The sequence below is a fragment of the Streptomyces sp. NPDC111656 genome, assembly GCF_055656965.1.
In genome coordinates this window covers 224,355-245,206 of record NZ_JBVKCA010000015.1, presented here as the reverse complement: position 1 = coordinate 245,206, position 20,852 = coordinate 224,355, and the positions used below count along the sequence as shown (strand labels likewise).

General features: G+C 72.3%; 21 protein-coding genes. 12 read left to right on the top strand and 9 right to left on the bottom strand.

Annotation, left to right across the window (positions count from 1 at the left end; genetic code table 11):
- The first annotated feature begins 34 nt into the window (after positions 1 to 34).
- Together ACZ7M3_RS36290 and ACZ7M3_RS36285 are read left to right on the top strand one after the other, a co-directional pair.
- Positions 35 to 1,492: an aldehyde dehydrogenase family protein gene (locus ACZ7M3_RS36290; RefSeq protein ID WP_472069057.1), complete on the top strand. Its 1,458-nt coding sequence runs from the start codon at positions 35 to 37 to the stop codon at positions 1,490 to 1,492.
- Positions 1,493 to 1,525: 33 nt separating this feature from the next.
- Complete coding sequence (locus ACZ7M3_RS36285) at positions 1,526 to 2,632, top strand: NAD(P)-dependent alcohol dehydrogenase (protein WP_472069055.1); 1,107 nt, start codon at positions 1,526 to 1,528, stop codon at positions 2,630 to 2,632.
- On the opposite strand, the gene ACZ7M3_RS36280 is transcribed toward ACZ7M3_RS36285, so the two are convergent.
- A complete protein-coding gene (locus ACZ7M3_RS36280) occupies positions 2,629 to 3,579 on the bottom strand; it encodes an NADP-dependent oxidoreductase (protein ID WP_472069054.1) in 951 nt (316 codons plus the stop codon). The two genes, ACZ7M3_RS36285 and ACZ7M3_RS36280, sit on opposite strands and share 4 nt — an antisense overlap.
- 69 nt (positions 3,580 to 3,648) lie before the next feature.
- Between ACZ7M3_RS36280 and ACZ7M3_RS36275 the strand changes: the two genes are divergently transcribed.
- A complete protein-coding gene (locus ACZ7M3_RS36275) occupies positions 3,649 to 4,605 on the top strand; it encodes a GlxA family transcriptional regulator (protein WP_472069052.1) in 957 nt (318 codons plus the stop codon).
- Positions 4,606 to 4,738: 133 nt separating this feature from the next.
- Positions 4,739 to 5,593, top strand: coding sequence for a hypothetical protein (locus tag ACZ7M3_RS36270; RefSeq protein WP_472069050.1), 855 nt, complete (start codon positions 4,739 to 4,741; stop codon positions 5,591 to 5,593).
- A 4-nt stretch (positions 5,594 to 5,597) separates the two neighbouring features.
- Here ACZ7M3_RS36270 and ACZ7M3_RS36265 read toward each other — a convergent pair whose 3' ends face one another.
- Together ACZ7M3_RS36265 and ACZ7M3_RS36260 are read right to left on the bottom strand one after the other, a co-directional pair.
- Positions 5,598 to 6,152 carry a TetR/AcrR family transcriptional regulator gene (locus ACZ7M3_RS36265; RefSeq protein WP_067360187.1) on the bottom strand — a complete coding sequence of 185 codons (555 nt, stop codon included), beginning with the start codon at positions 6,150 to 6,152 and terminating at the stop codon, positions 5,598 to 5,600.
- Positions 6,149 to 6,511, bottom strand: coding sequence for a DUF1304 domain-containing protein (locus ACZ7M3_RS36260; RefSeq protein ID WP_054234260.1), 363 nt, complete (start codon positions 6,509 to 6,511; stop codon positions 6,149 to 6,151). The genes ACZ7M3_RS36265 and ACZ7M3_RS36260 overlap by 4 nt, the downstream gene beginning before the upstream one ends.
- A 413-nt stretch (positions 6,512 to 6,924) precedes the next feature.
- Between ACZ7M3_RS36260 and ACZ7M3_RS36255 the strand changes: the two genes are divergently transcribed.
- Positions 6,925 to 7,557 carry a hypothetical protein gene (locus ACZ7M3_RS36255; RefSeq protein ID WP_472069048.1) on the top strand — a complete coding sequence of 211 codons (633 nt, stop codon included), beginning with the start codon at positions 6,925 to 6,927 and terminating at the stop codon, positions 7,555 to 7,557.
- Between the two features lie 8 nt (positions 7,558 to 7,565).
- Here the strand turns inward: ACZ7M3_RS36255 and ACZ7M3_RS36250 are convergent, their stop codons facing one another.
- A complete protein-coding gene (locus ACZ7M3_RS36250; protein WP_472069046.1) occupies positions 7,566 to 8,870 on the bottom strand; it encodes a PucR family transcriptional regulator in 1,305 nt (434 codons plus the stop codon).
- Between the two features lie 347 nt (positions 8,871 to 9,217).
- Between ACZ7M3_RS36250 and ACZ7M3_RS36245 the strand changes: the two genes are divergently transcribed.
- Positions 9,218 to 10,939, top strand: coding sequence for a fatty acyl-AMP ligase (locus ACZ7M3_RS36245; protein WP_472069044.1), 1,722 nt, complete (start codon positions 9,218 to 9,220; stop codon positions 10,937 to 10,939).
- Positions 10,940 to 11,000: 61 nt separating this feature from the next.
- On the opposite strand, the gene ACZ7M3_RS36240 is transcribed toward ACZ7M3_RS36245, so the two are convergent.
- Entirely contained in the window at positions 11,001 to 12,677 is a 1,677-nt protein-coding gene (locus ACZ7M3_RS36240; protein ID WP_472069042.1) for an amidohydrolase, read from the bottom strand.
- Between the two features lie 22 nt (positions 12,678 to 12,699).
- Entirely contained in the window at positions 12,700 to 14,193 is a 1,494-nt protein-coding gene (locus ACZ7M3_RS36235) for an APC family permease (protein WP_472069040.1), read from the bottom strand.
- 129 nt (positions 14,194 to 14,322) lie between these two features.
- On the opposite strand from ACZ7M3_RS36235, the gene ACZ7M3_RS36230 reads away from it, so the two are divergent.
- The 3 genes from ACZ7M3_RS36230 to ACZ7M3_RS36220 all read left to right on the top strand — a co-directional run bounded on the left by ACZ7M3_RS36230 (position 14,323) and on the right by ACZ7M3_RS36220 (position 16,013).
- Positions 14,323 to 15,090 (top strand): TetR/AcrR family transcriptional regulator, encoded by a 768-nt coding sequence (locus tag ACZ7M3_RS36230; protein WP_472069147.1) that lies wholly within the window; start codon positions 14,323 to 14,325, stop codon positions 15,088 to 15,090.
- Positions 15,087 to 15,548 carry a pyridoxamine 5'-phosphate oxidase family protein gene (locus ACZ7M3_RS36225; protein ID WP_472069038.1) on the top strand — a complete coding sequence of 154 codons (462 nt, stop codon included), beginning with the start codon at positions 15,087 to 15,089 and terminating at the stop codon, positions 15,546 to 15,548. The genes ACZ7M3_RS36230 and ACZ7M3_RS36225 overlap by 4 nt, the downstream gene beginning before the upstream one ends.
- A gap of 72 nt (positions 15,549 to 15,620) precedes the next feature.
- The gene (locus tag ACZ7M3_RS36220) at positions 15,621 to 16,013 is read left to right on the top strand and encodes a VOC family protein (RefSeq protein ID WP_054234255.1); all 393 of its coding nucleotides are present in this window, start codon (positions 15,621 to 15,623) and stop codon (positions 16,011 to 16,013) included.
- A gap of 44 nt (positions 16,014 to 16,057) precedes the next feature.
- On the opposite strand, the gene ACZ7M3_RS36215 is transcribed toward ACZ7M3_RS36220, so the two are convergent.
- Positions 16,058 to 16,375, bottom strand: a complete 318-nt coding sequence (locus ACZ7M3_RS36215; protein ID WP_095857548.1) for a DUF4235 domain-containing protein — start codon at positions 16,373 to 16,375, stop codon at positions 16,058 to 16,060.
- A gap of 111 nt (positions 16,376 to 16,486) precedes the next feature.
- On the opposite strand from ACZ7M3_RS36215, the gene ACZ7M3_RS36210 reads away from it, so the two are divergent.
- On the top strand, positions 16,487 to 17,473 hold the full coding sequence (locus ACZ7M3_RS36210; protein WP_472069036.1) for a cation diffusion facilitator family transporter: 987 nt from the start codon (positions 16,487 to 16,489) through the stop codon (positions 17,471 to 17,473).
- Between the two features lie 145 nt (positions 17,474 to 17,618).
- Here the strand turns inward: ACZ7M3_RS36210 and ACZ7M3_RS36205 are convergent, their stop codons facing one another.
- Both ACZ7M3_RS36205 and ACZ7M3_RS36200 read right to left on the bottom strand, forming a co-directional pair.
- The gene (locus ACZ7M3_RS36205) at positions 17,619 to 18,062 is read right to left on the bottom strand and encodes a nitroreductase family deazaflavin-dependent oxidoreductase (RefSeq protein ID WP_393021889.1); all 444 of its coding nucleotides are present in this window, start codon (positions 18,060 to 18,062) and stop codon (positions 17,619 to 17,621) included.
- Between the two features lie 120 nt (positions 18,063 to 18,182).
- The gene (locus ACZ7M3_RS36200) at positions 18,183 to 18,812 is read right to left on the bottom strand and encodes a LysE family transporter (protein WP_472069034.1); all 630 of its coding nucleotides are present in this window, start codon (positions 18,810 to 18,812) and stop codon (positions 18,183 to 18,185) included.
- A 405-nt stretch (positions 18,813 to 19,217) separates the two neighbouring features.
- On the opposite strand from ACZ7M3_RS36200, the gene ACZ7M3_RS36195 reads away from it, so the two are divergent.
- Together ACZ7M3_RS36195 and ACZ7M3_RS36190 are read left to right on the top strand one after the other, a co-directional pair.
- On the top strand, positions 19,218 to 20,405 hold the full coding sequence (locus tag ACZ7M3_RS36195; RefSeq protein WP_472069032.1) for a cytochrome P450: 1,188 nt from the start codon (positions 19,218 to 19,220) through the stop codon (positions 20,403 to 20,405).
- Between the two features lie 19 nt (positions 20,406 to 20,424).
- Positions 20,425 to 20,619 (top strand): ferredoxin, encoded by a 195-nt coding sequence (locus tag ACZ7M3_RS36190; RefSeq protein ID WP_266590917.1) that lies wholly within the window; start codon positions 20,425 to 20,427, stop codon positions 20,617 to 20,619.
- Positions 20,620 to 20,852 lie beyond the last annotated feature (233 nt).

Here is a 20,852-nt window from a genome sequence, read left to right as displayed (position 1 = left end):
TGAAATCTTGGCGATCAAGGCTGAGGAGTGGGCAATGACGACCACCTTCGAGAGCGGGCCCGGGCGGCTGTTCATCGGCGGACAGTGGCGCGAGGCGGCCGACGGAGCGCGTACGGACGTGATCGACCCGTCCACCGGCCAGGTGGTCACGACGGTCGCCGAGGCGGGTGCGGCGGACGTGGACGCCGCCGTACGCGCCGCACGGGAGGCCTTCGACCACGGCCCCTGGGCCGGCCTGAGCGGACGGGAGCGGGGCAGGGTGCTGCACCGCGTCTCGGAGCTCATCCGCGAGAACGCCGAGGAGCTCGCCGCCCTGGAGAGCCTCGACGTCGGCAAGCCCATCTCCCTGTGCCGCCCCGTCGACGTGCTCACGGCCGCCGACGAGTACGAGTACTGCGCCGCGCTCGCCCAGACCCTGGACGGCGCCACCCGCGACACCCCGCTGGGCGCCTTCGCCTACACGCGCCGGGGACCGCTCGGCGTGGTCGCCGCGATCACGCCCTTCAACTTCCCGCTGATCCTCTCCAGTTCGAAGCTCGCCCCGGCTCTCGCGGCCGGGAACACCGTGGTGCACAAGCCCGCCGACGAGACCCCGCTCAGCGCCCTGTACATGGCCCGCCTGCTCCAGGAGGCCGGGGTCCCGGACGGTGTGGTGAACGTCGTCACCGGCAGCGGACCGGTCGCGGGCGAGGCGCTGTTGCGCAACCCCGGCATCGACAAGCTCGCCTTCACCGGTTCGACCGCCGTCGGCCGGCACGCCGCGAGCGTCGCGGGCGAGGCGCTCAAGCCGGTCACCATGGAACTGGGCGGCAACGCGGCCCACGTCGTCTTCGAGGACGCCGACCTGGAGAAGGCGGTCGGCGCGGTCATCAAGGGATTCGTCTTCAACACCGGGCAGTTCTGCATGGGAGGCCCGCGGCTGCTGGTGGCACGCTCGGTGTACAGCACCCTGCTGAACATCCTCGCCGACGCCGTCCCCGGTGTCCCGGTCGGCGACCCCCGCGCCCCCGAGACCGTCGTCGGCCCGATGGCGGGGGAGAGGCACCTCCGGAAGGTCGAGGAGTACGTCGAACTGGCCCGCAAGGAGGGCGCCCGCATCGTCTGCGGCGGCGAGCGGCTCGACCTGAACGGCGGCTACTACTACAAGCCCACGGTCCTCGCGGGCCTGCCGAACGACTCCCGCGTGATCCAGGAGGAGATCTTCGGCCCGGTCCTCACCGTCCAGCCCTTCGACACCGAGGACGAGGCCGTCGAACTGGCCAACTCCACCCCGTACGGCCTGGCTTCGGGCATCCAGACCTCCGACCTCACCCGCGCGCACCGCGTCGCCGACCGGCTCCAGGCGGGCATCGTCTGGATCAACGACTGGGCGATGCTCGACCCCGCGGTCCCCTTCGGCGGGGTCAAGGACTCCGGCTTCGGCCGGGAGTACGGGCCCGAGGCCCTCGCCTCCTACACCAAGGTCAAGTCCGTCGTCGTCTCGCTCGACTGAGCCGCGCACCATCACAACAAGGGAGTTCGTACGATGTCCACCCCCACCCGCGCGGCCGTGGTCGAGTCCTCAGGCGCGCCGTTCACGCTCGCCGATGTCGAACTCGACGAGCCCGGCTCCGGTGAAGTCCTCGTCCGTATGGTGGCGACCGGCCTGTGCCACACCGACCTCGGTGTGGCGAGCGGCGGCCTGCCCTTCCCCCTGCCCGGCGTCCTCGGCCACGAGGGAGCGGGCGTCGTCGAGGCCGTCGGACCGGACGTCACCGGCGTCGCCCCCGGCGACCATGCCGTCCTGTCCTTCACCTCCTGCGGCGGCTGCCGCAACTGCCGTGACGGGCACCCCGCCTACTGCGCCACCTGGCTGCCGCTGAACCTCATCGGCGGCCGGCGCGCCGACGGCACCAGCACGATCAGCCGTGCCGGGGCCCCGCTCGGCGGGCACTTCTTCGGGCAGTCCTCCTTCGCCGAGCGGGCGCTGGTCGACGCGCGCAGCCTGGTGAAGGTCGACCCCGATGTGCCGCTGGAGTCCGTCGCTCCTCTGGGCTGCGGGGTGCAGACAGGGGTCGGTGCGGTCTGGAACGTGCTGAAGCCCAGGCTCGGCGACACCCTCGTCGTGCTCGGCGCCGGAGCGGTCGGCCTGTCCGCGGTGATGGCCGCCGCCCTGACGCCCGCCACGAGGATCATCGCGGTCGACCGGGTCGCCGAACGTCTCACCCTGGCCGAGGAGTTGGGTGCGACGCACACGATCGACGCGGGCGAGGCCGACCTCGGCGAGGCCGTCGCGCTGCTGACGGACGGTCACGGTGCCGACGGTGTCGTCGAGACCACCGGCAGCGTCGCCGTACTGCGCCAGGGTGCCGACGCGCTCGCCGCGCGCGGCACCCTGGTCGTGGTGGGCGCTCCGCCATTCGGTACGGAAGTCGCCCTGGACGTCAACGGGTTGATCCCCGGCAGGCGGATCGTCGGCCTCACCCTGGGGGACGGCGAGACCCAGACCGTCATCCCCGCGCTGGTCCAGCTCGTGAAGGAGGGGCGGCTCCCGCTGCACCGCCTGATCAGCCACTATCCGTTCGCGGACATCGAGCAGGCGGTGCGGGACATGAAGGAGGGCAAGACGATCAAGCCCGTACTGACCTTCTAGTCGACCGTGAGCACGAGCTTCCCCGTGGTCCGGCCGGTGTCGCCGAGCGCGTGTGCCTCGGCGGCATCGGCCAGCGGGAACGTCCCGGCGATCGTCGCGCGCAGCTTGCCCGCGTCGACGAGGTCCGCGATCGCCCGCATGCCCGCGTGGTCCGCCTCCACCAGCATCCGCGCCGCCCGCACACCGAGCGCCGCGGCCTCCTTGTAGAGCTCCTCCGGCCCCATCGGCAGGATCGACACCACGATCCCGCCCTCGCGCAGCACACGCAACGAATGGAAGGTGTTCTCCCCGCCGATCGTGTCCAGGACGACGTCGACGTCCCGGACCGCCTCGGTGAAGTCGGTCTCCCGGTAGTCGATCAGCTCGTCGGCGCCGAGGCCGCGCAGGAACTCGTGCTTGCCCGCGCTCGCCGTGCCGATCACATACGCGCCGCGCGCCTTGGCGATCTGTACGGCCACATGCCCGACGCCGCCGGCCGCGGCGTGGATCAGTACCCGCTGCCCCGGCCGCAGATCGGCCGTGTCGACCAGTGCCTGCCAGGCGGTCAGCGAGACCAGCGGCAGGGCGCCCGCCTCCGTGTGGTCGATCCCGGTCGGCTTGGGCGCGAAGGAGCGGGCGGGCGCGGTCACGTACTCGGCGTGCGAGCCGTGTCCGAACGGGTAGGGCAGCATGCCGAAGACCTCGTCGCCGGGCTCGTACAGGGTGACGCCGACCCCGACGGCCTCCACCACTCCGGAGACGTCCCAGCCCAGGACGAAGGGCGGCTGCCCCAGGAATCCGCCCGTCGCCCGGTGCTTCCAGTCGGTCGGGTTGACCCCGGCCGCCCGCACCCGCACCAGTACCTCGCTCGGCCCGGGGGCCGGCCGCTCCGTCTCCACTTCCTTGAGGACCTCGGGCCCGCCGAGGACGTCCTGACTGATCGCGCGCATCGTGTTCGCAGTGCTCATGAACACAGCGTGCCGGGCCGGCGCGCTCCGCGAAATGGCAAGATTGCCAACCTTCGATAAGATCGTGCCATGAGCCGAGTGGAGCGAGTGGAGCGCGTGGTCGTCCTGGCACTGGACGGCGTCTACCCCTTCGAGCTGGGCATCCCCAGCCGGATCTTCGGTGCCGCGGACGGCCGGTACGAGGTGCTGACCTGCAGCGTCGACGGTCGCCCGGTGCGCTGCAACGCGGACTTCTCGGTCACCGTCGAGCACGGCCCCGAGGTGCTGGGCACGGCGGACACGGTGGTGATCCCCGCCATGGACCCGGCCGCCGTGACCGCGGAGCTCCCCGCCGAGGTCACCGCCGCGCTCGCAGTCATCCGCCCGGGCACCCGCATCGTCTCCATCTGCACGGGTGCGTTCGTGCTGGCGGCGGCGGGTCTCCTGGACGGGCGGCGGGCGACCACGCACTGGCAGCTGGCCGACGAGTTCCGGCGCCTGTTCCCGCGGGTGTCCCTGGACGCGGACGTGCTCTTCGTGGACGACGGCACGATCCTCACCTCCGCCGGTGCCGCCTCCGGCGTCGACGTCTGTCTGCACATCCTGCGGGGCGACCACGGCAGCGAGCTGGCCAACAAGGTGGCCCGGCGCTGTGTGGTGCCGCCCTGGCGCGACGGCGGTCAGGCCCAGTACATCGAGCAGCCCGTGCCGGACATGGCGGCGACCAGTACGGCGGCGACCCGTGGGTGGGCCCTCGCCCGACTGGGTGACCCGCTGACCCTGGCCGATCTCGCCGGACACGCCCGCATGAGCCTGCGCACCTTCGCCCGCCGCTTCAACGACGAGGTGGGCATGAGCCCCGGCCGCTGGCTCATCCAGCAGCGCGTCGTCAGGGCCCGCCATCTGCTGGAGTCCAGCGACCTCTCGGTGGACCAGATCGCCGGCGAGGTCGGCTTCGCTACGGGCGCCTCGCTCCGTCAGCACCTGCACGCGGCGATCGGCGTCTCGCCGGGGGCTTACCGGCGCACGTTCCAGGCTGCTCGCTGAGCGACGAGCGCTCACCGCCCCCGTACGATCCCTCACCGCCCCCGTACGATCCCTCACCGTCCCCCGTGCGAACGATCACGGTCCCTCGTGCGTCGGAGGAGGGACAGCGAGTGTTCGTCGAACAGGGGGCGGGATGCGCAGAGGGATCGTGGCGGCGGTGGCGCTGGCGGGACTGGCGGCGGTGGGGTGCGACGACCACGGGGTGCGCGAGGACCTCGTCGTCACCGGTACACCCCCGGCAACGCCGTACGCGGGGCGGCTGGACCTGCCGTTCACGGAGAGCGCGGACGGCAGCGCCCGAGAATTCGAGGAGAGCTCGGGCGCGGCCGGCCGGGCATTGGAGTGCGACGGCCCGATCTACTCGGGCGGCGGGGGCGACGGGTGGGCCGAGCGTGACGGCGGCTCGACGCCGGAGGAGGGTCTGAACGCGTACTTCGACATGGACCAGCCCGAACTGCCCGATCACGGCTACCGGGTGGAGCGCAGGGCGGCGGGCCGCGTCCTGTTCTCGTACGACGTCGGCGGCAGGACCAAGATCGCCGTTGTTGTCGCCAAGGACCAGCCGAACCGCCCCGGTTGGGGCCCGGAGACCAACGCCTCCTGCGACCCGGCCGAACTCCCCGCGAGTTTTACGGACGACAGGTTCGAGATCTGGACCGACCGGGACGGCCGTCGCCTGCCCACCACGACGGTGAGCAGCTCGACGGGGCCGGAGCACTGCGACTGGGAGAGCGTCCACTTCCTCGCGTTGGGCGAGCGCAAGGAGGTCAGGCAGTACGCCCGCGATCCGCACGGGGTGCTCGGGAGCCACCTGCTCACCGCGGCGTACAAGGGGGACGTCCGTATGCCCGCGGTCGCGCACGACACCGGATACCGCTTCCACGACTGGGCGCTCTGGCTGACGGACGACAAGGCCACGGCGTACGTACGCACGAACCACGGGGTGGAGGCATGGCCCGCCACGAAGGAGCGGGTGGCCTGCAAATGAGACTTCAGCGGCTCATGTGCAGGGCGACCAGCAACTGCCAGACCTGGTCGGCGACTTCCTCCGGCGTGCCCTCAAGCAGTCCGTGCAGCCAGTCGGCGAGCACCCCCGCGAACGTGGCGGCGACCGCGGAGGCCACCAGCGGGGCGTCCGCGGCGCCCGCGAGGGTGCGCTCGGCCAGGCTGCGGGCGCGCAGGTCGCGATGGAGGACGTGTCCGAGCGGGCCGCCCCCGCCCGGGCTGAGCAGCGCGCGGTAGAGGCCGGCGTGCGGGGCGAGGTCGGCGAAGAACGCGAGCAGGGCGGGTGGCGCGGACACCGGGTCGGGCCGCCCGCGCCACGCGTGCAGCGCCTCCACGGCCTCCCGTACGACATCGGCGCAGGCATCGACGGCCAGTGCCTCCAGGTCGGCGTAGTGCACGTAGAAGGTGGCCCGGCCGACCCCGGCCCGCCGCACCAGCGCGGCGACGCCGACCTCCTCCAGCGGGTGCTCGGCGCACTCCGCGAGGAGCGCCCGGCGCAGCTTCTCGCGGGTGCGGGCGGCCCGCGGGTCCTCGGGCGTCACCGCGCGAGCAGGACGGCGGCCAGGGCGAGCGCGCCGGGCAGGGCCTGCGCGAAGAGGATGCGGCGGTTGGCGGTGAGCGCCCCGTACACCCCGGCGACCACGACGCACACCAGGAAGAAGACCTGGACGCGGAACCCGGTCGGATCGGCGGCGATCAGCCCCCACACCAGGCCCGCCGCGAGAAACCCGTTGTAGAGCCCCTGGTTGGCGGCCATCGGCGCGGTCGCCCGGGCCATCTCCGGGTCGAAGCCGTGCAGGCCGCGCCCCGGCTTCTTCTCCCACAGGAACATCTCCATCACGAGTATGTACGCGTGCAACGCGGCCACCAGGCCCACCAGCACGTTCGCGACCGTCTCCATCGTCAGCAAGCTCCCTCGTACACGGTTGTCCACGGTGTCCCTGGACAGATGTTTCCTGGACGGATGTCCACTATAGCTGGACGACTGTCCAGGAAGTCACGGGGCGCTTCAGGGTGCCCCGCGCGCCCCTGGGGTAGCGATGCTGCGTTTTCCGTTGCTGGAGGGGGAGTTGACGTGTCGGGCAGCCTCGCGCCGGGTGGTTGGAGCGGGAGTGAGCGGGGCATGTGGGCCGCGTTCCGCAGGGGGGAGTGGTACGCGGACGGGGGCGAGGTCCGGGCGTCGGTGGTGCGCCGACTGCTGCTCGCGCCGCCGCCCGCCGAACCCGGCCACCTGCCGAGGCTGACGGGCTCATCGACGCCCCCGTCGGACAGCCCGCCCTCCTCAGCCGCCGCTCCACCGCCTCCGAACTCGACATGCGCTTCCGCGCACCCGTACGCGGCACCGTCGACCTCAGCCACACCCGCGTCACCGTCCTGAGCGGGACCCCGGACAGTTGGCCCACGGCGCTGCGCATGGAGGGTGTGGTCTACGACAGCCTGCTGCCCCAAATCCCCGCCGCGCAACGGCTTCCCCTGCTCGCCCGCGACCCCGAGGGCTTCACCCCACAGCCCTACGAGCAGTTGGCCGCAGCCTACCGCCGGCACGGGCACGACGGCGACGCCCGGACGGTCCTGCTCGCCAAGCAGCGCCGGCTGCGCACCACCCTGCCGTGGCCGGGGCGGGTGTGGAGCGGCCTCCAGGACATCACCGTCGGCTACGGCTATCTGCCGATGCGCGCCGTGTGGTGGCTGTGCGCGATCATGCTCAGCGGGATCCTGCTGTTCACCCGCTGGCCCCCGCAGGCCGTCGACCCGGGCAAGCCGCCCCGCTTCCAGGCCGCCATCTACACCTTCGACCTGGTCCTGCCGCTCGTCGACTTCGGGCAGGAGCAGGCGTTCAGCCCACGCGGCGGACTCCAGTGGGCGGCCGCGGTCCTGATCTGCCTCGGCTGGCTGCTCGCGACGACGGCTGCCGCGGGCGCCAACCGCACACTCCGCAGGGCGTGACCGTCACGTCACCGGGCCTCGGCGGCCCGCCGCAGCGTCAGCGCCCGCAGCGCGAGCTGCATCTCGAACTGGGCCGTCGGATCGTGGAGCCGCTCGCCGAACAACTCGTCGAGCTGCCGCATCCGATAGCGCACCGTCTGCGGGTGCACGGCGAGCCGCGCCGCCACCTCACTCGCGTTGTGGCCGCTCTGCAGCCAGGTCAGCAGCGTCTCGGCGAGCCGCTCCCGCTGCGGCGAGCGCATCCGCTCCAGCGGGCTCAGCCGGCGTTCGGCCATCGCGTCCACCAACGCCTCGTCCCGGAAGAGCAGGAGCGTGGCCAGGTGCTCCTGGCAGCGCAGCATCTCCGTGTCGGGCAGGATGCCCCGCCGCACCAGCTCCAGCGCCTCGGTCGCCCAGCGCAGCGACCGGGCGCCCTCGTGCAGCGCCACGGTGGGCCCCATCGCCGTACGTAACCCGTGCAGCGCCCCGGAGACCGCCCGCGCCCGCCCCGGCCCCTCCGGATCGGGGACGACGAGGACGGCCGGCTGGACATCGAACCGGGCGAGGAACTCCGGCGGCACGATGGGCCGGGCCGCCGCCGCGGGCCGCGGCCCACGGTCGATCGCGACCACCGCCAGCGCCCTCGGTACCGGCCACCCCGCGGTGTGCGCGAGCTCGCTGATCGCCTCGGCCGACGCCGGCGGATCGGCGGTGAGCAGATCGAGGAGCCGGGCCCGCCGCTGCTGCAACTCGCCCGCCCGGTGCAGCCGTGCCTCCGTGTAGCCCGAGGTCGTCGCGGCCGCCATCTCGTCCAGATGAAGGAACAGCGCCTCGCCGAACGCGGCCAGCACATTGCGCGGCAGCAGTTCGGCGTCGACCAGCGCGTTGATCCGACGCCACGTCACCCGCGCGCCGAGCCGCAGCGCGGACTGGAACGAGTCGAGACTGCGCCCCTCATCCGCCTCGCCCCGCCCGATGCGCCGGTAGGTCTCCTTCACCGGCTCCCAGTCGGTGTCCGGCTGCGCCATCCGCTCCAGGAACCCCTGCAGGGCGTGCTCGACACCTCGCTGCACGACCTGCATGTACGTGTCGTCCGTCGGGCGCGCGTACTCCGGGATCTCGGTCTTGATCGCCCGTACGACCTCTTCCCTGATGTCCGTGAAGAACGGCCGGAGATGGTGGTGCAGCCCCGAAGGGATCGCCTTGAAGGGGCCGTTGGGCTCGTCGCCCGTCTCCTGGGCGGCCACCGCGTCCGTCGCGTCCGCCGCGGAGTCGGTCGCCTCGACCGCTCCACGGCCCGCGTGCTCGCTCTTCGAGGTGTGGAATCCGGTCATCGCTGCGGCTCCCTTCTGCGGGCGCGGTCGGGGGCTCGGAGACGATACCGGCAAGTAAGGAGCCGCGCCCCGTCAACGGCGGACAGACGCGGGTGTGTGGATTGTCACTGGGTGACAACGGGGACCCGACGGCACGGACGGCCGACGGCCCGGAGCCCCCGTGGTTCGGCCCCGGGCGCCGAATCGAGGCCCGGTCTTTGTCAGCCGACTGACAGAAGCCGGGTGACGAACTGTCAACACGTCGACTAACCCGACCGGCACCCCTCGACGGACGCTGGGCCCGTCCCCCTTGCTGGCCCACCCCGCCGGTCAACAGCCCCACCACCCCCACGAGTTGGAGCCACCCCATGACCCCCGCCCGGCCGCCCGCCGACGCACCACTGACGGACCACCTGCGGCACTGGGCCCGCCACCGCCCGCAGCAACGCGCCTTCAGCCACGTCGACTTCCCCGACACGGCGTCCCCGGGACAGCACCGCACCCTCGGCTGGCGGGCCCTGGACGCCCGCGCCCGCGCCGTCGCCGACCGGCTGGTGACCCTCGCCGCGCCCGGCGACCGGGCCGCCCTTGTCATGCCCCAAGGACTCGACTACGTGGCGGCCTTCCTCGGCTGCCTCTACGCACGCGTGATCGCCGTACCGCTCTTCAGCCCCCGGCTCCCCGGTCACGCGGGCGGACTGGCGGCCGTCCTCACCGACTGCGAACCCGGCTGCCTGCTCACCGACTCGGCCACCGTCACCGCGGTCGACGCCTTCGTCCTGGACCACGCGCTGCCCGCCGTACCGGTCGTCCCCGTCGACCGGCTCCCCCTCCAGCGCTTCGCCTTCGACGAGGTCGAGTCCGCGCCGGTCCCCGACGACATCGCCTATCTCCAGTACACCTCGGGCTCCACCCGGGACCCCGCGGGCGTGATGATCAGCCACGCCAACGTCGTCGCCAACGCCCGACAGGCCATCGACGCCTTCGCGGGCGACCTCGACGATCCCGGCGCCACCACGGCCGTCGGCTGGCTGCCCCTCTTCCACGACATGGGCCTCGTCCTCAGCGTGGCCGCGCCCGTCCTCGGCGGCTTCCCCTCCGTCCTGATGGACCCGGCGGCCTTCCTGGAGAACCCCGCGCGCTGGCTGCGCCTGCTGAGCGCGTACGACGGCACCATCAGCGCCGCCCCCAACTTCGCGTACGACTACTGCGTGGCCCGCACCGACCCCGCCGTGGCCGACGAGCTGCGCCTCGACCGCGTACGCGCCCTGATCAACGGCAGCGAGCCGGTGCGCCCGGGCACCATCGACCGCTTCCGTGCCGCCTTCGCACCCGCCGGCCTCGACCCGGCGGCGCACTGTCCCGCGTACGGACTCGCCGAGGCCACCGTGTTCGTGACGGCGGACGCGCCCACGGCGGAGCCCACGACGGTGGCGTGCGACGCGGGCGCGCTCGCCGAGGGGCGGATCGAGAGCGCACAGGACCGGGCGGGCGCGGCGGCCGTGCTCGTGTCCTGCGGCGCGCCCGTCGGCCAAGAGGTGCGGATCGTCGACGCCGAGGGCGCCGCGCTGCCCCAGGGGCGGGTCGGCGAGATCGAGTTGCGCGGGCCCAACATCGGGCGCGGCTACTGGAAGCGCGCCGACCGGACCCTGCTCGACCCCGGGGGGTGGCTGCGCACGGGCGACTACGGCGCTCTGCTCGACGGACGACTGCTGGTCACCGGCCGCCTCAAGGACGTGATCATCGTGGACGGACGCAACCACTACCCCCAGGACATCGAGGAGACCGTCCAGAGCGCCGTGGACCTCGTGCGCCGGGACCGGCTTGCCGCCTTCGGCGTGACCCGCGCCGACGACACCGGCGAGGAACTCGTCGTGGTCGCCGAGCACCGCCGCGAGATCGACCCCACCGAGGAAGAGACCCGCGCGAGGGAACGCGATGTACGCGCCGCGGTCTCCGCCCGCCACGGACTGCGGCTCGCCGCACTGCTGCTCGTCCCGCCCGGTTCCGTACCCCGCACCAGCAGCGGCAAGGTGGCCCGTGCGGCCTGCCGGGCCCGCTTCCTCGACGGCGGGTTCGATCCCTGGTGAGCCCCACGCGTACGGCGTGCCGCCCGGGGGTCGGACCGCACCCGTACTGCCGCAAGAGAAGTCAGGCTCCCGACGCCGTGTGGACGCGCTCACCCCCCACATAGGTCAGGGCGACCTTCGCGGACGCGATCTCCTCCGGCGGACCGGCGTACGGGTCGCGGTCCAGCACCACGAGATCGGCCAGCGCCCCGGCCCGTACGCTCCCGGTGTCGTCGAGGTGGTTGGCGTACGCCGAGCCCGCCGTGTACGCCATGAGAGCGGCCGTCAGGTCGATGCGCTCGGCCGGCAGGAACACCGTTCCCGTCCCGTCCGGGGCCACCCGGTTGACCGCGACGTGGACGCCCTGAAGCGGGTCGGCGCTGCTGACCGGCCAGTCGCTGCCCGCGGCGAGCCTCGCCCCGGACCGCAGCAGCGCCCCGAACGGGTACTGCCAGGAGGCCCGTTCGGGACCGAGGAAGGGCAGGGTCAGCTCGTCCATCTGCGGTTCGTGCGCCGCCCACAGAGGCTGGATGTTGGCCGTGGCACCGAGACGCGCGAAGCGGGGTACGTCGTCGGGGTGCACCACCTGGAGATGAGCGAGGTGCGGACGCGTGTCGCTTCGCCCGTTGGCCCTGCGCGCCGCCTCCACGGCGTCCAGGGCGTCGCGTACGGCCCGGTCGCCCAGCGCGTGGAAGTGACACTGGAAGCCGAGCGCGTCCAACTCGGTGACATACGACGGAAGCCGAGCCGGATCGATGAAGCTCTTCCCCCGATTCGCGGTGGCGCAGCCGCACCGGTCCAGATAGGGGTCGAGCAGCGCGGCCGTGCCGTTCTCGGCGACCCCGTCCAGCATCAGCTTGACGCTGCCGGCGCGGAACCGGCCGTGACTCAACGCGGCCCGCCGTTCGACGAGTTCGGGTATCTGCTCGGCCCCACGCTCCCGGTCCCACCACAGCGCGCCGACGACACGTGCGGTCAGCGAACCGTCGCGGGCGGCCGTCAGATAGGCGTCCGACGGGTCCTCCATCCCCACGAACGCGCCGACCAGCGCGTCCTGCCAGGCGGTGATGCCGAGCGCGTGCAGCTCCCGCTGGGCACGCAACAGCGCGGCGAGCCGGTCCGCGGCAGTGGCCCGGGGGGTGTGCCGGCCGACGTAGTGCATGGCCCCTTCCTGGAGCATCCCGTTCGGCTCGCCCGAGGCGTCCCGCTCGAAGCGCCCGTCGGCCGGGTCGGGCGTGTCCCGGGTGACGCCCGCGAGCTCAAGGGCGCGGCTGTTGACCCAGGCGCCGTGGTGATCCCGGTTCGGCAGGTACACCGGCCGGTCCGGTACGACCGCGTCCAGCAGCTCCTTGGTCGGCGTACCGCCCTCGAAGGCCTCCATGGACCAGCCGCCACCCGTGATCCACTCCCGTTCCGGGTGCGCGTCGGCGTAGGCCCGTACAGCGGCGAGGGTCTCCTCGGCGGTCTTCGCCCCCGTGAGGTCGCACTGACTGAGCTCCAGCCCCGCCGGGACCGGGTGGACGTGGGCGTCCTGGAAGCCCGGCAGGAGCAGCCGGCCCGCCAGGTCGACCACCTCCGTCTTCGGGCCGACCAGGTCGTGGAGCTCGGAGTTTCCGACGGCGGTGATGCGGTCGCCGGTGACGGCGACGGCTGTCGCGGCGCGGCCTTCGGGGCCCCTGGGACCCCCGGGACCCTCGTGGTCCTCGTGGTCCTCGGGGGTGAGGACCGGGCCGCCGGTGAAGAGGAGATCGGCGTGCATGTGCTTCTTTCCTTGGTCGGATTCAGTTGGATGTGACCAGCAGTTGGGGCGCGTCGGCGTCGGTGCCGTGTCCCGTACGGAAGTAGGGGGACTTACGGACCCACTTCGCCCACGCCGCGGCCAGGAAACCGGAGGCGATCATCAGGGCGGGGGTGAGCAGCAGGAACCAGCCGTTGTCCGCGCTGACTTCGAAGTGGTCGGTGGAGGTGTAGAAGGACCAGGCGAGATAGCCGCCGAGCGCGAGCAGGGCCGCCGCGCTCAAGGCGGGCAGGACCACCGCCCGTATCCCCTGCCGCCAGTCCTCCCGCAGCAGGCCCCGGAAGCGGGCGGCGGCCGCGAGGGCGGTAAGCGCGTAGGACAGCGCTACGACGATCCCGACCGCGTTCACCGTCGCCATGATCATGTCGGCGAGACGGGGAATCACCAGGGCGAGGGCGGCGACCACCGTCGCCAGCGCGCCGATCAGCAGCGTTCCGGTCGCCGGAGTCCCGTACCGCGCGCTGACCTTGGACCACACCGGTCCGAGCGTACGGTCCCGGCTCATCGCGAACATCCCGCGAGCCGTCGGGATCACCCCGGCCTGCAGCGAGGCGACGGCCGAGAACATCAGGGCCACCAGCGGCAACGCGGCCAGCGGCTGGGAGGCGAGCCGGTCACCGAAGAACGCCAGCCCCTGCGCGCCGTGCCCGGCCAACTCCTGCTCGGACAACACACGTTGGAAGGCGATCGAGCCGAGGAGGAACAGCCCCAGCATGGTGACCAGCGTGATGAGCCCGGCCCGTGAGGCGTCGCGCGGGTCGCGCACCTCCTCGTTCACGGTGAACGCCGCCTCGAAGCCCCAGTAGCAGAACACCGACAGCAGCAGCCCCTGCGCCAGCGCCGACGCCGAGGGAATCGCGAACGGGTCGAACCAGCTCAGCCGGAACGGGTGCGGACCGGTGACGATGCCGTAGCCGCAGAAGCCCAGCAGCACGACGTACTCGAAGACGAGCAGCCCGCTCTGCAGCCGGGCCGCGGTCCTGACCCCGGTGACCGCGGTGAGGGTGACGGCGACGAGGACCACGATGCCCACCGCGGTCGTCTGGGCGGTGGAACCCGGGTCCAGCACCAGCCCCGCCACCGTGTGCAGCCCGGCCTCACCGGCCAGTTGGAGCATCGCCGAGCCGGTCACGGCCGTGGTGTACGCGAGGAACGCCACCGTGGCCACGATGTTCACCCAGCCGACGAGGAAGCCGAGCCAGGGGGTGAGCGAACGGCCCACCCACACATAGCCGTTGCCCGCGTTCGGCTCGACCCGGTTCAGCCGGCTGTAGGCGCCCGCGATCCCGAGGATCGGCAGGAAGGCCAGCAGCATGATGGCGGGCAGATGCAGCCCGACCACGCCGGCCGTCACGCCCAGCCCGATGCCGATGCTGGTGGTTGCCGCCGTGCTGGAGGCGGCGATGGCGACGCCGTCCACGACGCCGAGCGACTTGCGCAGGGAAGGGGGGTCCTCACCGTAGGGCTGCTGCGTCATGGCCTGCTCCGATCGCACCCAGGGGGCCTGATTCCGGCCCGATGACCGGAAATGAAACTGCCCGAGGCCTTAACAGGTCAACGCCGTTGACATAAGGTGCCCGCACCGGAGGGAGAGTCCATGACGTCCATGAGCGACCGGGTCGTCCCGCCCGCTGCCCGGCGGCGCAGGCGCCCCACCAAGACCGGAGTCGTGCTCTCCGAGGAGCTGATCGTCGCGACCGCGCTGCGGCTGCTCAAGGAACACGGCGCCGACGCCCTCACCGTCCGCCGCCTCGGCCTCGCCCTCGGAGCCGACCCGACCGCCCTGTACCGGTACTTCCGCGACACCGACGACCTGCTCCTCGCCATCGCCGACGAACTCATCGGCCGCACCCTGCGCACCTGGCGCCCCGCCGGGGACTGGCGCGCCGACCTGCGGGATCTCGGCCTGCGGATGCACGCAGGGGCGCTGTCGCATCCGCAGGCCGCGGTGCTCAGCTCCTACCGCGTCACCGGCCGGGTCCACGAGATCGAGGCCGTCGAAACCATCCTCGGCGTGCTGCGCCGAGCCGGTTTCCCGGACCCGGACGCGGTGCGGATCTACCACGCCTTCGTCGACCAGTCCCTGGCCTTCGCCGCCCTCGACGCGGCGAGCCTGGCGCTTCCGCGCGCCGCGCGCGACGCGGAGGCGGGCGTGTGGCGGGCGACGTACGCCCGGCTGCCCGCCGACACCCACCCGCACATCGCGGCGACCGCCCGCCATCTGCTGGTGGACATGCGCCGCAGCGCCTATCCGGTGGCGCTGGACATGCTGCTGACCGCCGCGGCGGCCTGCCTCGAAGAGGTCACCGAGCACGCCGGTCACGCCGATCCTTCCCACGCCCGAACAGGAAATCAGGAGTCCGCCCGCCCATGAACCCGCCCGCTCGCTCCCCGAAGCAACGCAAGCACGACACCCTTTGCCGGCTGGAGAACGACGTCGACTGCTGGGTGTCCACGGCCGACGGCGCCGGGCAAACGCCGTACCTGATCCCGCTGTCCTTCCTCTGGGACGGCACGACCCTGCTGCTCGCCACCCCCGCCGCCAGTCCGACCGGCCGCAACCTGCGCACGACCGGCAAGGTGCGTCTGGGCATCGGCCCGACCCGCGACGTGGTGCTCGTCGAGGGAACCGCCGAGGCGCTGGAACCCGCCGCGCTGCCGGACGGAGTCGGCGGCGCCTTCGCCGAGAAGACCGGCTTCGACCCGCGCGGACTCACCACGGCGTACCTCTACTTCCGTGTCACCCCGCGGCGCGTGCAGGCCTGGCGCGAAGCAGACGAACTCACCGGGCGTGACCTCATGCGCGACGGGGAGTGGCTCGTGGCGGACTGAATTCGTCCTACGCGGTAACCGGGAACACAGCGGGCGGCCGCCGCCCGCGCCCAAAACCCGTACGGAGGACACATGGCACTGGTCACCGCAGGCGTCGTGGTGCTGGACTGCGCCGAGCCCGAGAAGCTCGCCGCCTTCTACAGCGAGCTGATCGAGGCCGAGGAGACGGACGCGACCGCGAACCGTGTGGAGATCAGGGGCGTCGACGGCATCCGGATGGCGTTCCGCCGCGACGTGATGGCGACGCCGCCCAGCTGGCCGCGCCCCGAGAACTCCCTCCAGGTGCACCTGGACTTCCAGGTGGCCGACCTGGACGAGGCGGAACGCCGGATCGTCGGCCTCGGCGGGCGCCCGATCGAGACCAAGGACCCCTCCGGCCCGTTCGAGGAACGCGGTTACGCCGACCCGTCAGGACACTCCTTCACCCTGCGCCTCCTGCCGTCGACCACACCCAAACAGGGCTGACCGCCCGACCCGCGCCAGGCCCCTCTCGCGCGGGTCGCCGGTCCTCAGTCCCGCCCGCCCTTGTCCGAGGACGGCCAGACACCCGTCGAGCGTTCGACGGCCTTGGCACCCGTACGGTCCGCGGCGCTGCGCGCCACCGCGAACAAGGCGCCCTGAAGGGCCGCGGCGAACAGCACCTCGCCCCAGCCGCGGTCCTTGTCCAGGGCGTCGGGCGCGTCCTCCTCGTGCCGGATCGCCTTCCAGGTCGCGCGGAAGGCGATCCCCGCCAGCGCGCCGCTCGCCCAGCCCAGCGCGAAGCCGAGGGGCTTGTAGGCGAGGGGGAGTTTGAGTTTCCTCGGCTTCTTGGACACCTTCTTGGACACCTGGTCCTCCTTCTTGGTCGAGGCCGACGGTGTCACCGAATCCGGGCGCGGGGTAGAGGGCGTGGGGGTACGCCGAAGTGTGAGGCGGGCACCCCGGGGAAACCGGCCGAGGTGAACCGGAAACCGAACAAGTCGGATCGCAGGACACGCCTCACCGTGCTGGTCGCCCTGGGCGCCAACCTGTTGATCGCCGTGGCCAAGGCGGTGGGCGGCCTCCTCGCGGGCTCACCCGCGCTCCTCTCCGAGGCGGCGCACTCCGTCGCCGACAGCATGAACGAGGTGTTCCTCCTCGCCGCGCTGCGCCGCAGCCGCCGCCCCGCCGACCACCGACACCCCTTCGGCTACGGCAAGGAACGGTTCTTCTGGTCGCTGCTCGCGGCCGTCGGCATCTTCGTGATGGGCGGCTGCTTCTCCTTCTTCCAGGGCGTCGAAGCGCTGAGGAACGGCGCCGAGGAGTCCTTCCACGGCTATGTGGCCGGACTGGCGGTCCTGGGAGTCGCCCTGCTCGCCGAGGGAGCTTCCCTGCTCAGGGCGCTGCACCAGGTGCGCCGGCAGGGCGGCGGCGCGGACGGGATGCGCGACCCCGCCCTGCGTACGGTGGTCGCCGAGGACGGCACCGCCGTGATCGGTGTCATGTTCGCGATCACCGGCATGGTGCTGCACATGGTCACCGGCCAGGTCGTGTGGGAGGCCTGCGCCTCCCTCGCCATCGGGGCGCTCCTCGTGTGCGTCGCCTACTGGCTCGGCCGGGACGCGCGCGAACAGCTCATCGGGCGGGCCGCCGACGAGGAGGCGAGCCGTCGGATCCGGGCCCTGCTGGAGGCGCAGCCCGAGATCGACAGCGTGGAGGCGCTGCTCACCATGCAGCTCGGCCTCGACTCGACCCTGGTCGCCGCCCGGATCGACCTCGCGCCGGGCCTGGACAGCGAGGAGATCGAGGAGGTCGCCGTCCGCATCAAACGCTCCGTCGCCCACACCGTCCCGGAGGCCGACCAGATCTTCCTGGACGTCACCGACGCGGGTGCGGCACGAGCCGCGGCGCGCGGGAACGTGGCAGCGGAAAGCCCCGCCGCGACGGGGGAGCGCGGCGGGGCCTGAGGCACGGGTGCCCCGGCGCGCGACGGATCATGCGCACCGACGTCCACGAAATCTCAGTCCGGGTCGGTCGGACGGAATCCCTGTCCGGGTCGGTCGGACGGAATCCTTGTCCGGGCCGGTCAGGTGGATCCTCTGTGAGGGTCGGTCAGTCCGTCGGCTCCAGCACGAAGACGGGGATCTCGCGGTCCGTCTTCTTCTGGTAGTCGGCGTACGGGGGGTACGCGGCGACCGCGCGCTCCCACCACTGGGCCTTCTCCTCACCCGTGACCTCACGCGCCGTCATGTCCTGGCGCCCGGCGCCGTCCTGGAGCTCCACGTGCGGATCGGACTGCACGTTGAAGTACCAGACCGGGTGCTTGGGGGCGCCGCCCTGCGAGGCGACCACCGCGTAACGTCCGTCGTTCTCGACCCGCATCAGCGGGGTCTTGCGGATCTTGCCGCTCTTGGCACCCCGGGTCGTGAGAATGATGACCGGCAGTCCCGTGTCCAGCAGCGTGGTCCCCTTGGTGCCGCCGGAGCCCTCGTACAACTCCACCTGGTCACGCACCCACTGCGTCGGGCTGGGTTCGTACTCACCCTCAAGAGGCATGACTTCCGTCCCATCGTCGCTCGTGCTGATCCTGTCTCGGCATGATTCAACACCAGCACGGACGCGAATCATCCGCACCCGGCCCGCAGCTGCGCGAGCTCCACTCCTCATGGCGACTCCTCACGGTGCGACGAGCATCCGTACCGCCAGCACCACGATCACGGCACTGGACGCGAGCGCCGTGACCAACCGCCCCCGGTGTCCCGTCAGCGCCCGGCCGAGCAGCGCGCCGCCGCCGGCGAGCAGGAGTTGCCAGCTCGCGGACGCGACGAACGCGGCGAGCACGAACACCCCCTGCTCCACGGGGCGCACCGCCTCGGCCGTCCGGCTGCCGAGGACCAGGGCGGCGAAGTAGATCACGGTGGTGGGATTGAGCAGGGTGATCCCGAGCAGGGTCAGGTACGCCCGCGCCGGGCGCACCGGGTCCCGCATGGACCGGGCCGCGAGCCGCTGTTCGCGGTACTGGCGCACCGCGCCGACCGCGCCCCGTACGGCCATGGCGAGCAGCACCAGACCGGAGGCCCAGCGCAACGGCACGAGCGCCGGTCGCAGCGCGGCGGCGAGCGCGGCGCCCCCGAGGGTGGCGACCAGGGCGTACAGCCCGTCGGCGGTCGCGACGCCCAGCGCGGCGCACCCGCCGGTTCTCAGGGACGTACGCGCGGTGAGGGAGACGAGATAGGTCGCGACCGCTCCGACGGGGATGGCGATGCCATAGCCCGCGAGAAGCCCCGCGACGAGCGCGGCGGTCACGACCGGGGAAGCGAGGGCCTCCGCGGACGGCCGGGCTGCTGCTGGACCCGCACCGGACGAGCGGCGGCGGAGGTCGGCGGCAGGAGGGCTTCGATCGTGGGCATGGGCAGATCCTGGGGTCCTCGAGCCGCCCGCGCAAGCGAATTACGCGAGGACGTCACCGAGCCACCGAAGACGGGTGTGTACCGTGGAGGTAGCGGTTGGATCGAGCCACACACGCGCCGTACGTACGGCACCCGGGCGGCGACCGAGGCCCGTGGGAGCCCGGCGACCGCCCCGACCGGCGACGGTGACCGGCCAGATGGTCCGTCCGGGGCATCTGGCTGAACTTTGCGTGGCTCCTATAGGTGCCTGGGGCATCTAATGAAGATCGGCAAGAGGGAACCATCGCTTGCGAGGTCACTCATGACAGAACCCGTTGCCTTCCCCCAGGACCGTACGTGTCCCTACCACCCGCCCACCGCCTACGACGCCCTGCGCGAGGCGCACCCCCTGTCGCGCGTCTCCCTGTTCGACGGGCGCAACGTGTGGGTCGTCACCGGGCACGGCACCGCCCGTGAACTGCTCACCGATCCCCGGCTCTCCTCCGACCGCACCCGCCCGGCGTTCCCGATGCCCACGGAGCGGTTCGCCCGGTCCCGCAACCGGCGGGTCGCGCTGCTCGGGCTCGACGATCCCGCCCACCACACCCAGCGCCGCATGCTCGTGCCGAGCTTCACCCTGAAACGGACCGCGGCCCTGCGCCCGCGCATCCAGGAAACCGTCGACCGGCTGCTGGACGCCGTGGAGCGGCAGGGCCCGCCCACCGAACTGGTCAGCGCCTTCGCGCTGCCGGTGCCCTCGATGGTGATCTGCGCGCTGCTCGGCGTCCCGTACGCCGACCACGACTTCTTCGAGGAGCAGTCCCGCAGGCTGCTGCGCGGCCCGTCCGCCGCGGACACCCAGGACGCGCGCGACCAACTGGAGGCCTACTTCGGGGCACTGATCGACCACAAGTGGAAGGACCCGGGGGACGGGCTCCTCGACGAGCTCATCCACGAACAGCTGCGCGAGGGGAAGGTGGACCGCGAGGAGCTGATCAGCCTGGCGACGATCCTGCTGGTCGCCGGGCACGAGACGACCGCGAACATGATCTCGCTCGGTACGTTCACCCTGCTGCACCACCCCGAGCAGCTGGCCGAACTGCGCGCCGAGCCGACGCTGATGCCCGCCGCCGTGGAGGAACTGCTGCGCTTCCTGTCCATCGCCGACGGGCTGCTGCGGGTGGCCACCGAGGACATCGAGGTGGCCGGGGCGACGATCCGCGCCGACGAGGGCGTGGTCTTCTCGACCTCCGTCATCAACCGTGACGCGGGCACCTTCCCCGAGCCGGACGCCCTGGACTGGCACCGTTCGGCCCGTCATCACGTCGCGTTCGGCTTCGGCATCCACCAGTGCCTCGGTCAGAACCTCGCCCGCGCCGAGATGGAGATCGCCCTGCTGTCGCTCTTCGACCGGTTGCCCGGTCTGCGTCTGGCCGTGCCGGCGGGCGAGATCCCCTTCAAAGCGGGAGACACGATCCAGGGGATGCTGGAACTCCCCGTGACCTGGTAAGAGGCTGGCGGCCATGAGTATCGAGATCGCCATCGACAAGGACGTCTGCATCGGCGCGGGGCAGTGCGCGCTGACCGCGCCGGACGTCTTCACCCAGGACGACGACGGCTTCAGCGCGCTGTTGCCCGGCCGCGAGGACGGCGGCGGCGACCCGCTGGTCCGGGAGGCCGCGCGGGCCTGCCCGGTGGGCGCCATCACCGTCTCCGAGAGCTGAGGCCCACGCGACGAGACCTGGCAACGACTCGACGAGCGCCGAGACCACTCGACGACCGCAGAGCACCACTCGACGGGGACGGCCGACTCACACCGGCCGCCCCCGCCGGGCGTCGGCGTGGGCCTGTCCGGCGGATCATGCCGCAGACGCGGGGCTTGGCACGCTCTCCCTCAAGTTCTTCGAGCGAGGGACCCCCTTCGCGTCGACGCCCTCCTCCGCCTTGCAGCTGGACG

Coding starts and splice junctions, on each gene's coding strand:
- ACZ7M3_RS36290 (WP_472069057.1), top strand. CDS start 35: ATGACGACCACCTTCGAGAGCGGGCCCGGGCGGCTGTTCATCGGCGGA.
- ACZ7M3_RS36285 (WP_472069055.1), top strand. CDS start 1,526: ATGTCCACCCCCACCCGCGCGGCCGTGGTCGAGTCCTCAGGCGCGCCG.
- ACZ7M3_RS36280 (WP_472069054.1), bottom strand. CDS start 3,579: ATGAGCACTGCGAACACGATGCGCGCGATCAGTCAGGACGTCCTCGGC.
- ACZ7M3_RS36275 (WP_472069052.1), top strand. CDS start 3,649: ATGAGCCGAGTGGAGCGAGTGGAGCGCGTGGTCGTCCTGGCACTGGAC.
- ACZ7M3_RS36270 (WP_472069050.1), top strand. CDS start 4,739: ATGCGCAGAGGGATCGTGGCGGCGGTGGCGCTGGCGGGACTGGCGGCG.
- ACZ7M3_RS36260 (WP_054234260.1), bottom strand. CDS start 6,511: ATGGAGACGGTCGCGAACGTGCTGGTGGGCCTGGTGGCCGCGTTGCAC.
- ACZ7M3_RS36255 (WP_472069048.1), top strand. CDS start 6,925: ATGCGCTTCCGCGCACCCGTACGCGGCACCGTCGACCTCAGCCACACC.
- ACZ7M3_RS36250 (WP_472069046.1), bottom strand. CDS start 8,870: ATGACCGGATTCCACACCTCGAAGAGCGAGCACGCGGGCCGTGGAGCG.
- ACZ7M3_RS36245 (WP_472069044.1), top strand. CDS start 9,218: ATGACCCCCGCCCGGCCGCCCGCCGACGCACCACTGACGGACCACCTG.
- ACZ7M3_RS36240 (WP_472069042.1), bottom strand. CDS start 12,677: ATGCACGCCGATCTCCTCTTCACCGGCGGCCCGGTCCTCACCCCCGAG.
- ACZ7M3_RS36235 (WP_472069040.1), bottom strand. CDS start 14,193: ATGACGCAGCAGCCCTACGGTGAGGACCCCCCTTCCCTGCGCAAGTCG.
- ACZ7M3_RS36230 (WP_472069147.1), top strand. CDS start 14,323: ATGAGCGACCGGGTCGTCCCGCCCGCTGCCCGGCGGCGCAGGCGCCCC.
- ACZ7M3_RS36225 (WP_472069038.1), top strand. CDS start 15,087: ATGAACCCGCCCGCTCGCTCCCCGAAGCAACGCAAGCACGACACCCTT.
- ACZ7M3_RS36220 (WP_054234255.1), top strand. CDS start 15,621: ATGGCACTGGTCACCGCAGGCGTCGTGGTGCTGGACTGCGCCGAGCCC.
- ACZ7M3_RS36205 (WP_393021889.1), bottom strand. CDS start 18,062: ATGCCTCTTGAGGGTGAGTACGAACCCAGCCCGACGCAGTGGGTGCGT.
- ACZ7M3_RS36195 (WP_472069032.1), top strand. CDS start 19,218: ATGACAGAACCCGTTGCCTTCCCCCAGGACCGTACGTGTCCCTACCAC.